The sequence below is a fragment of the Arthrobacter agilis genome (genome assembly GCF_002953615.1).
GTDB lineage: Bacteria > Actinomycetota > Actinomycetes > Actinomycetales > Micrococcaceae > Arthrobacter_D > Arthrobacter_D agilis_B.
Genome location: NZ_CP024915.1, coordinates 1,295,967 through 1,304,833 on the forward strand (window position 1 = coordinate 1,295,967; position 8,867 = coordinate 1,304,833).

An 8,867-nucleotide genomic window follows, 5' to 3' on the forward strand; every position below is an offset into this window, starting at 1 on the left:
CAGCCGAGGGGAAGGCCGTCATCGTCATCTCCTCGGAACTCCCCGAACTGCTCGGCATCTGCGACCGCATCTACACGCTCGCGGAAGGCCGTATCACGGCCGAAGTGCCGATCGACCAGGCGACCCCCGAACTCCTCATGCAGTACATGACCAAGGAAAAGGACTGATTCCATGGCTACCACCGTCAAAGACCCCGCGGTCACCGCGCCGCCACCTCCCGTGAAGCACGGGCTCGCCTTCCTCACGAGCAGGCTGCGCCAGATCGGTATCTTCGTGGCGCTCATCGTCATCGTCGCCCTGTTCCAGGTGCTGACCGGCGGCGCTCTGCTGATGCCGGACAACGTCTCCAACATCATCGTCCAGAACAGCTACATCCTGCTCCTGGCCATCGGCATGGTCATGATCATCGTCGCCGGGCACATCGACCTCTCCGTCGGGTCCGTGGCGGCCTTCGTGGGGGCCATGTCCGGCATCATGATCCAGGACTGGGGGTTCACCTGGTGGGTGGCTTTCCTCGCCTCACTGATCATCGGCGGACTGGTAGGGGCCTGGCAGGGCTTCTGGGTGGCCTACGTGGGCATCCCCGCGTTCATCGTCACACTCGCCGGCATGCTCGTGTTCCGTGGACTCACCCAGATCGTGCTCGAGAACCAGCGCATCACCGGCTTCCCCGAGGAGTACCGCCAGCTCGGCGGCGGCTTCCTCTTCCCCGGGCTGTTCCCGGCGGAGACCAACCTCCTGGACTGGACCACGGTGGTCCTCGGCCTGGTGGCCGTCGCCCTCCTCACCATCACCCAGCTCCGCGGACGCGCCACCCGCGCACGCCTGAAGCTCGAGGACGAGCCGGCGGCCTGGTTCTTCACCAAGCTCGCCTTCATCGTCGTGATCATCCTCGGCCTCACCTACCTTCTGGCGAGCTCGCGCAGCGGCACGCCGATCGTGCTCGTGGTCCTCGGCATCCTGATCGTGGGCTACAGCGCCGTGATGGGCAACAGCGTCTTCGGGCGCCACATCTACGCCGTCGGAGGCAACCTCCAGGCAGCACAGCTCTCCGGCATCAACACGAAGCGCATCGACTTCATGCTCTTCGTCAACATGGGCGTGCTCGCGGCCCTGGCAGGGCTCATCTTCACCGGTCGCCTCAACTCCGCCGGTCCGGGAGCGGGAAACCTCTTCGAGCTCGACGCGATCGCCGCGGCGTTCATCGGCGGCGCGGCCGTGACCGGTGGCGTCGGAACGGTCATCGGAGCCATCACGGGCGGCCTCATCATGGGCGTGCTCAACAACGGCATGTCCCTGCTCGGCGTCGGCATCGATGTCCAGCAGTTCATCAAGGGCATGGTGCTCCTGCTCGCCGTCGGCTTCGACGTCTTCAACAAGCGCCGGGCCTCCAACGCCCTGAAGTAGGCCGGCGAAGAAAAATCGGAGGGGGCGTAACTTTCCCGCCCCGCCCATCGATTACCCCTGTGTAAGCGCCGCACCGAGACCTTTCCCCCAACAGGTCTCGGTGCGGCCTTCTCTTTGCCGCAGGCCCGGGAGGGCCGGCGTCCACGGGCGGAGGGCGATGGTTACGATGGTGTCGCCGTCCCGCTCGAACAAGGAACAGTCCGTGGTCACACCCCTGCCAGATGATGCGCTCCTCCGCGCTCGAGCAGGCGATCCGGCGGCCTTCTCCAGCATCTACCGATCATTGAGCCCGGGAGTGCTGGGGTACTTCGCGGGGCGCGGCTCGGACGACCCGGAGGCCCTCACGCAGGAGGTGTTCCTCACGGTCTTCTCGAAGCTGGACTCCGTCTCCGGTGGATTCCAGGGGCTCCGCACCTTCGCCTACTCCGTGGCACATGCCCGGTACGTGGACGAGGTGAGAAAGCGGACGAGGGCGCCGGTGCTCGTGGGCTACGAGGCCGACGGCGACACCCGGCTCACCGACTCCGCCGAGAGGGTGGCACTGGGGAACCTCGGTGTGGGAGGTGCACGGGGCATGCTGGACCAGCTCAACGCCGAGCAGCGCGACGTCCTCCTGCTGCGCATCGTCGCGGAGCTGCCGATCGAACAGGTCGCGGAGATCCTGGGCAGGTCCGCAGGATCGGTGAAGCAGCTGCAACGGCGGGGACTGCTCAAGCTGAAGGAAATCGTTCGACCTGAGGAATCGGAAACGCCATGACTGGACGTGACACCCCGCCGCCGGACCCCGTGCAGCGACTCCTCGACGAGGCCGGCATTCCCGCGGAACCGGCACTCGTCCGCGCCGTCCGGGAGATCGGCGACCTCGGCGCCGGGCCCGCACCCGATGCGTCCGGAGAACTCGCCCGGCTGATGGCCGACGGCGGCAGGGCGCCGCAGGGGCGCCGGAACAAGCGCCGCATCACGTTCCTCGGCGGGGCGCTCGCCGTCTCCATGGGCGCGGGCATGTCCGGTGTGGCGGCGGGGACGCTCCACTTACGGGAAGGTTTCGACGACGCCGTCGTCTCGATCACCCGCTTCACCGTCCGCAACGACGTCGACCGGGCCGAACCCGCTCCTGAACCGCTCGCCGACGCGGGGCATGGTCCCGCCGTCGTCCCGGCGGTGCCCGCTCGCGCTCCCGCTCACGCCCCGTCACCGTCCGCCTCCGCCCCGGCGCCGTCCGCCCCTGCGGACGCCGGTGGTGCCCTGATGCCGGCTCCCGCTCCCGCGTCGCCCGAGGTGAATGAAGCCGCCGCTGCTTTACCGGCGCCGGCCGTCGTACCGGCAGCCTGGCCACCGGCCGGCACGGTACGCCCTGCGGACTCTGCGACCCGGAGGCCGGACGGTCCGCGGCAGCCCGCGGCCCCGGTGACGCCGCCCGCGACCGGAACGGTACCCGGCACGACCGGCCGACCCGATCCGGAGAAGCCCGATCATGCAGCACCGGGCCGGGTCACACCGGGTCAGGGGCAGGACAGGAGCCTGACGAAGGAGACCACGGTCACGGCTCCGGAGACGATCAGCGGTGACACCCCGGCTCCTGCCGGCCACCGCAGGTCGTGGCTCCGCGCACCGGCCGGTCCTGCCGACACGGCGTTCCTCCTCGACGCGCCGATCACCCTGGACCCCGATCGGTCCGCCCTGTTCCCGGCCGATGCGCTCTCCGATCCGACGGACCCGGTACCGGGGCTCCCGGTCGGGCCTGAGATCGGGGAGCTACCCGCCGATCCGGTCCCGCAGGACCTCCCGGTCGGACCGGCTCCGGAGGAGGTCCTGCCGGAGGACCTCCCGGTCGGACCGGCTCCTGAGGACGTGCTGCCGGTGGACCCAGTCGGGCCGGCGGACGCTGCAGCGCCGGACAGCTCCGGTGCCGAGGTCGCGGTGCCTGAGGCGGCCGGTCCCGAGGTCGGATCCCGATCAGAGGCGATGTCCAACAGTTCCCGCTGACCGGGATCGAGGCCCGGGAGGGGGGCGGCGCCCTACGAGGTGATCTGCCGCTTCGAGGAGATGACGCCGGTGTTGAAGCCCGCCAGGTTGAGCCCGCCGTGGAAGCGTGCGTGCTCGATCTTGATGCAGCGGTCCATCACGACGTTCAGGCCGGCGCCCTGCGCCTCCCGGGCCACGTCCTCGTGCCACGAGCCCAGCTGCAGCCACAGGGTCTTCGCTCCGACGGCGAGCGTCTCCTGCAGCACGGAGGGCAGGTCGTCGTGCTTGCGGAACACGTCGACGACGTCGGGCACCTCCGGGAGGTCCGCGAGCGACGCGTAGGCGGGCTGCCCGAGAATCTCCTTGGCCACCGGGTTCACGAAGTACAGGCGGTACGGCGAGGAGGATTGCAGGTAGGTCGCCACGAAGTAGGAGGCCCGGGAGGGCTTGTCCGATGCGCCGACGATCGCCACCGACCGCGCATTCCTCAGCAGACTGAGGCGCTCAGGGGCCGATGGTCCCTCCCAGGTCCGTGCCGGTGTGTCCGTGCCGCTCATGCTCCCACTCCTACTGCCCGCGTTGCCGACGGGTCGTCGTCGTTCTCCCCGGCGGATTCCTGCGGGAGCTCGTCGAACTCCGCGTCGGAGGAATCCACGGCGATGTCGAGGGCCTGGTCCAGGTCCCACAGGATGTCGTCGAGGTCCTCCAGGCCCACCGAGATGCGCACGAGGTCCTCGGGGACGCCCGCCGCCACCAGCTGCTCGGCGGAGAGCTGCTGGTGGGTCGTCGAGCCCGGATGGATCACGAGGGTGCGCGCGTCGCCCACGTTCGCGAGGTGCGAGGCGAGCTGCAGCGACTCGATGAACTTCTGGCCTGCCTTGCGGCCGCCCTTGATGCCGAAGCTGAACACGGAGCCGGGGCCCTGCGGCAGGTACGTCTTCGCACGCTCGTGGTGGACATGGGTGGGAAGACCGGCGTAGTTGACGTACTCGACGCGCGGATCGGCCTGCAGCCATTCCGCGACGGCCTGCGCGTTCTCGAGGTGTTCGTCGAGCCGCTGCGCGAGGGTCTCCACGCCCTGCAGGAGCTGGAACGCCGACGACGGCGACAGCGACGGCCCGATGTCGCGCAACTGCTCGGTGCGGAGCTTCGTCAGGAAGCCGTACTCGCCGAAGTTCGCCCACCACTGGATGTTGCCGTAGGAGGGGACCGGCTCGGTCATCATGGGGAACTTGCCGTTGCCCCAGTCGAACCGGCCGCTCTCCACGATGACGCCGCCCAGGGTGGTGCCGTGCCCGCCGATGAACTTGGTGGCCGAGTGGATCACGATGTCCGCTCCGTGCTCGATGGGCCGCACGAGGTAGGGCGTGCTGAGCGTCGAGTCGACGATGAAGGGGATCCCGGCGTCGTGGGCCACCTTCGCCAGGCCCGCGAGGTCCGCGACCTCGCCCGAGGGATTCGCGATGACCTCGGCGTAGACGGCCTTGGTGTTCTCGCGGATGGCGGCCGCGTAGTCCGCGGGGTCGGTCCCGGGGACGAAGGTGGTCTCGATGCCGAAGCGGCGCAGCGTGACGTCGAGTTGGGTGACCGTTCCGCCGTACAGCTGCGATGCGGCCACGACGTGGTCGCCCGCCTGGCAGAGCGCGGCGAAGGTGATGAACTCGGCGCTCATGCCCGACGCCGTCGCCACCGCCCCGATGCCGCCCTCGAGGGAGGCGATGCGCTCCTCGAACGCCGCGACCGTGGGATTGCCGATGCGCGAGTAGATGTTGCCGTACTTCTGCAGCGCGAACAGGTTGGCGGCGTCGTTGGTGTCCTTGAAGACGAAGGACGTCGTCTGGTAGATCGGTACGGCGCGCGCGCCGTGGGTGGCATCGGGCGTGCCGCCGGCGTGGAGTGCGCGCGTACGGAAACCGAAGGAACGTTCTGCCATCAGACACCTGCCTTGCTGGGGACGGCGAGTGTGCCGTCCGGATCGAATTCCACTCCCGCGGCGCGGGCGGCATCGGCCTCGAGTTCACGCACGATCGGGAGGATGTCCGTGCCGAACGCCGCCACCTCCTCCTGGAAGTGGAGGTAGCAGGTGAGCAGGAGGTTCACGCCGATCTTCTTGTACTCCACGATGCGCTCGGCGATCTGCTCGGGCGTGCCGATGAGCTGGGTCTTGAAGCCGTCGTTGTACTGCACGAGGTCCTCGAACGTCGAGTCGGCCCACATGCCCTTGCCGTCCTTCGTGGACGGTCCGGCTTCCTGGACGGCGTCGCGGAATCCCTCGACGGCGGGGCGGTGGGCCTTCTCGACGATCTCGCGGAGCGTGTCGCGGGCCTCCTTCTCGGAGTCGCGGGCGATCACGAACCCGTTCAGCCCGAAGCGGGGACGGCGGCCGGCCTGCTCGGCGGAGGCCCGGACGCCGGCGATGTTGTCCTTGAAGCCTTCGAGGTCCTTCCCGTTCGAGAAGTACCAGTCCGCCACGCGGCCGGCCGTGGCCTGGGCCGCCGTCGAGTTCCCGCCGAAGAAGATCTCGGGGTGGGGGCGGCCCGGCACGGCGACCGGGGCCGGGCTCAGCGTGAAGTCCTTGATGGTGTAGTACTTGCCGGCCTGGCTGTAGCCCTCCTCCGTCCACAGTCCGCGCAGCACGCGGATGAACTCCTCGGTGCGGACGTAGCGCTCGTCGTGCTCGAGCCAGTCGAGGCCGAAGTTGATGAATTCGTCCTTCAGCCAGCCGGAGACGATGTTGACGGCTGCGCGGCCGTTCGAGATGTGGTCGGCGGTGATGATGTACTTCGCGAGCACCCCGGGGTGCCACATGCCCGGGTGGACGGCGGCGATGACCTTCAGCTTCTCGGTCGCGGCCAGCAGGGCGAGGGAGAAGCTCGTCGCCTCGTGCTGCTTGTCGGCACCGTAGGACGCTGCGTAGCGGGTCTGCGACAGTGCGTATTCGAACCCGGCGTCCTCGGCGATGCGCGCGAGCTTCTTGTTGTAGTCGAAGTCCCAGCTGGTCCGTTGCTCGATGGTCGAGACGACCAGGCCACCGCTGACGTTGGGGACCCAGTAGGCGAATTTCAGAGGGGTGGAAAGGTCGGCGACGCTCATGGTTTCCTCCATCGGTCTGGCAGTAGCACCCTAATGTCGCCGCGGGGACGCGGAGGCCAGGGTTGCTGCGGCGTCAGTGAGCCAGATCTCTCAGCCGCTCGGGATGGTCACGACGAGTGTGACACCAGAGGCGCCGCAGCTCCAAACAATGTGTCTCCGCATGGAGAAGCCCACCGCAGCGATCAGTGTGCTGAGTACCTTGACAAAGTTTCGGCATCCACCGAAGACTGGCGTGGGAGCGCTTCCATGGGGATAGGCGGCGTCTCCCGCTCGGGCTACTCCGCCCGATACCCATCGACATGAGGAGCAATGATGCTCAGCATTTCCAGAACGTGCGCCATGACCCTGGCCCTGGCCGGGGTCCTCGCGTCCACCGCATTCTCCGCATTGCCCGCCGTGGCCCAGGGCCAGAAGGGTGGGCCGGACAGCCCGGACGGAACGACGGCCACCGGGTTCTACATCCCGGAGAAGAGCCACTACCACGAGGCCCACCGGCAGATCGCCGACCTGCGAGCCTCGGGTGATCGTGCCACCGCCGACAGCCTCGGTGCCCTGGTCTCGACGCCGCAGGCCGTCTGGGTCACCGGGAGCGATCCGAAGGCCGTCACTCAGCAGGTGCGCAACACGACGCACCGCGCCGCGGGCAAGGGACAGGTCCCCGTACTGGCGGCCTACAACCTGCCCTTCCGCGACTGCTCGCAGTACTCCGCCGGCGGCGCGACCGACGTCGCCGGCTACAAGGCCTGGATCGACGCGCTCGCCGCCGGGATCCAGGACAGGGCGGCGATGGTGATCCTCGAACCGGACGGCCTCGGCATCATCCCCTGGTACCGCGGGCTCGACGGCGCCCTCGAGTGGTGCCAGCCGGCAGAGGCGGACGCCGCGAGCGCTGCAGCGGAACGCTTCGAGATGCTCAACTACGCGGTGGACCGCCTCAAGGCACTGCCCGACACCAAGGTCTACCTCGACGGCACCCACAGCGCCTGGCTCGGTACGGGCGAGATCTCGAGCCGGCTCGTGAAGGCCGGCGTACAGAAGGCCGACGGCTTCTTCCTCAACGTCTCCAACTACGAGCTCACCGAGCGGCAGCTGAAGTTCGGCAGCTGGGTGTCGCAGTGCATCCACTACGCCACCGAGATCGACCCCGGGGCCTACGGATCCTGCGCCAGCCAGTACTACCCGGCCTCGCCCGCCGATTTCTCCACCTGGGGGCTGACGGACGCGTGGTACGCGCAGCACGTCGCCGGTGCTCCGAACGCACCGTCGTCGGACGAGCTCGCACACTTCGTGATCGACACGAGCCGCAACGGACGGGGCCCCTGGGTCCCGTCGGTCGCCTACCCGGATCCCCAGGTCTGGTGCAATCCTCCGGGCCGCGGACTCGGCTACCTCCCGACCTCCGACACGGGCAACGAACTCGCCGACGCCTTCCTCTGGATCAAGGTCCCGGGAGAGTCCGACGGGGAGTGCAATCGTGGCCTGACGGACAACGGGGGCATGGACCCGGAGTGGGGCCGCGTGGATCCTGCGGCCGGTGCCTGGTTCCCCGAGCAGGCGCTGGACCTGATCGCGAACGCCGGCGCGCCCGTACGGCCGTAGCGGACCGGAGAGCGTGCGCGGTCCGTGGGCCGCTCACGCTCTCCGGACGCCTACGCTGAGGGGATGGACAGCTGGAAATCTGCGGGCCGCCTGCGGGAACGGATGCTCTGGAGCACGCTCTCCTGGGTGGGTCTCGTGCTGACCGTCACCCTGGCCACCAGCATCGCGCTGGGCGCGGGCGGCGCAAGTGCGGTCGAGAGCCGCTGGTTCTACCTGCAGCAGATCGTCCTGCTCGCGTTCAGCGCGGGTGGCACGCTCGCCGCCGTGCGTCGCTGGTGGTCGTTCCGCACCGGCGCGTAGGGTACGCGCCGTTACGGAAATGTGACAAACCGGAGGAGCACTGGGTATCGTCATCGGGTGCCTCCGCCGGAGTGAGGCGCTCCCGGACGGATTGCCGAGCCCTGCCGCCGATCGGGATTCGTTCGCAAACACCGAGGCGGGGACGGGGGAACCACAGTTCCACCGGGCGTGCGGCCCTCCTGCCGGCGTCCTCGGGGTTAAGTCGCTGAACATCGCCGAATACGGCGCTGGCCGCGGCCGGGTGACTCCCATCCGAACCCGACAGCTCACCCCGCAGGCATGGGAGAGGTATTCATCCATGTTCCGAAAGATTTCCCCTGCGCGCCACCGTGCCGCAGTCGACGGCAACCTCGCGATGCAGGGACTGTCGCAGGCAGCCAAGGCGCACGCCACCACCGTCGGCCGCCCCGTCGCCGTCGTCGCCATCACCTCGGGCCTCGCGCTCAGCGCTGTCGGCACCGCGCACGCCGGCTCCTACACCGAGCAAGGTTCGACCGCCCCCG

Annotated in this window: 8 protein-coding genes, 2 pseudogenes and 2 riboswitches; of the genes and pseudogenes, 7 read left to right on the forward strand and 3 right to left on the reverse strand. The window is 68.8% G+C overall.

The features are described 5' to 3' along the window. The 4 genes and pseudogenes from CVO76_RS17295 to CVO76_RS06205 all read left to right on the forward strand — a co-directional run. Window positions 1–167: pseudogene (locus CVO76_RS17295) on the forward strand (ABC transporter ATP-binding protein); the annotation flags it as partial. Window positions 168–171: 4 nt separating this feature from the next. Beyond that, window positions 172–1,407 carry a multiple monosaccharide ABC transporter permease gene (mmsB, locus tag CVO76_RS06195; RefSeq protein WP_133080297.1) on the forward strand — a complete coding sequence of 412 codons (1,236 nt, stop codon included), beginning with the start codon at window positions 172–174 and terminating at the stop codon, window positions 1,405–1,407. A gap of 202 nt (window positions 1,408–1,609) precedes the next feature. Continuing rightward, window positions 1,610–2,164 carry an RNA polymerase sigma factor gene (locus tag CVO76_RS06200; protein ID WP_244186246.1) on the forward strand — a complete coding sequence of 185 codons (555 nt, stop codon included), beginning with the start codon at window positions 1,610–1,612 and terminating at the stop codon, window positions 2,162–2,164. Further along, on the forward strand, window positions 2,161–3,393 hold the full coding sequence (locus CVO76_RS06205; protein WP_208741254.1) for a hypothetical protein: 1,233 nt from the start codon (window positions 2,161–2,163) through the stop codon (window positions 3,391–3,393). The genes CVO76_RS06200 and CVO76_RS06205 overlap by 4 nt, the downstream gene beginning before the upstream one ends. 32 nt (window positions 3,394–3,425) lie before the next feature. Here CVO76_RS06205 and CVO76_RS06210 read toward each other — a convergent pair whose 3' ends face one another. The 3 genes from CVO76_RS06210 to sfnG all read right to left on the reverse strand — a co-directional run bounded on the left by CVO76_RS06210 (window position 3,426) and on the right by sfnG (window position 6,477). Then, window positions 3,426–3,929: a CoA-binding protein gene (locus tag CVO76_RS06210; protein WP_208741256.1), complete on the reverse strand. Its 504-nt coding sequence runs from the start codon at window positions 3,927–3,929 to the stop codon at window positions 3,426–3,428. Continuing rightward, a complete protein-coding gene (locus tag CVO76_RS06215) occupies window positions 3,926–5,305 on the reverse strand; it encodes an O-acetylhomoserine aminocarboxypropyltransferase/cysteine synthase family protein (protein WP_244186247.1) in 1,380 nt (459 codons plus the stop codon). Before CVO76_RS06215 ends, CVO76_RS06210 begins: the two co-directional genes overlap by 4 nt. After that, the gene (sfnG, locus tag CVO76_RS06220; RefSeq protein ID WP_208741258.1) at window positions 5,305–6,477 is read right to left on the reverse strand and encodes a dimethylsulfone monooxygenase SfnG; all 1,173 of its coding nucleotides are present in this window, start codon (window positions 6,475–6,477) and stop codon (window positions 5,305–5,307) included. The genes CVO76_RS06215 and sfnG overlap by 1 nt, the downstream gene beginning before the upstream one ends. Further along, window positions 6,471–6,575, reverse strand: a riboswitch (SAM riboswitch). (Overlaps the previous gene by 7 nt.) A 202-nt stretch (window positions 6,576–6,777) precedes the next feature. Between sfnG and CVO76_RS06225 the strand changes: the two genes are divergently transcribed. The 3 genes and pseudogenes from CVO76_RS06225 to CVO76_RS06235 form a co-directional block, all read left to right on the forward strand. Then, entirely contained in the window at window positions 6,778–8,064 is a 1,287-nt protein-coding gene (locus tag CVO76_RS06225; protein ID WP_244186248.1) for a glycoside hydrolase family 6 protein, read from the forward strand. A 63-nt stretch (window positions 8,065–8,127) separates the two neighbouring features. After that, window positions 8,128–8,364 carry a hypothetical protein gene (locus tag CVO76_RS06230; protein ID WP_208741260.1) on the forward strand — a complete coding sequence of 79 codons (237 nt, stop codon included), beginning with the start codon at window positions 8,128–8,130 and terminating at the stop codon, window positions 8,362–8,364. Between the two features lie 113 nt (window positions 8,365–8,477). Next, window positions 8,478–8,659, forward strand: a riboswitch (cyclic di-AMP (ydaO/yuaA leader). Window positions 8,660–8,662: 3 nt separating this feature from the next. Next, a pseudogene (locus tag CVO76_RS06235) lies at window positions 8,663–8,867 on the forward strand (C40 family peptidase); the annotation flags it as partial.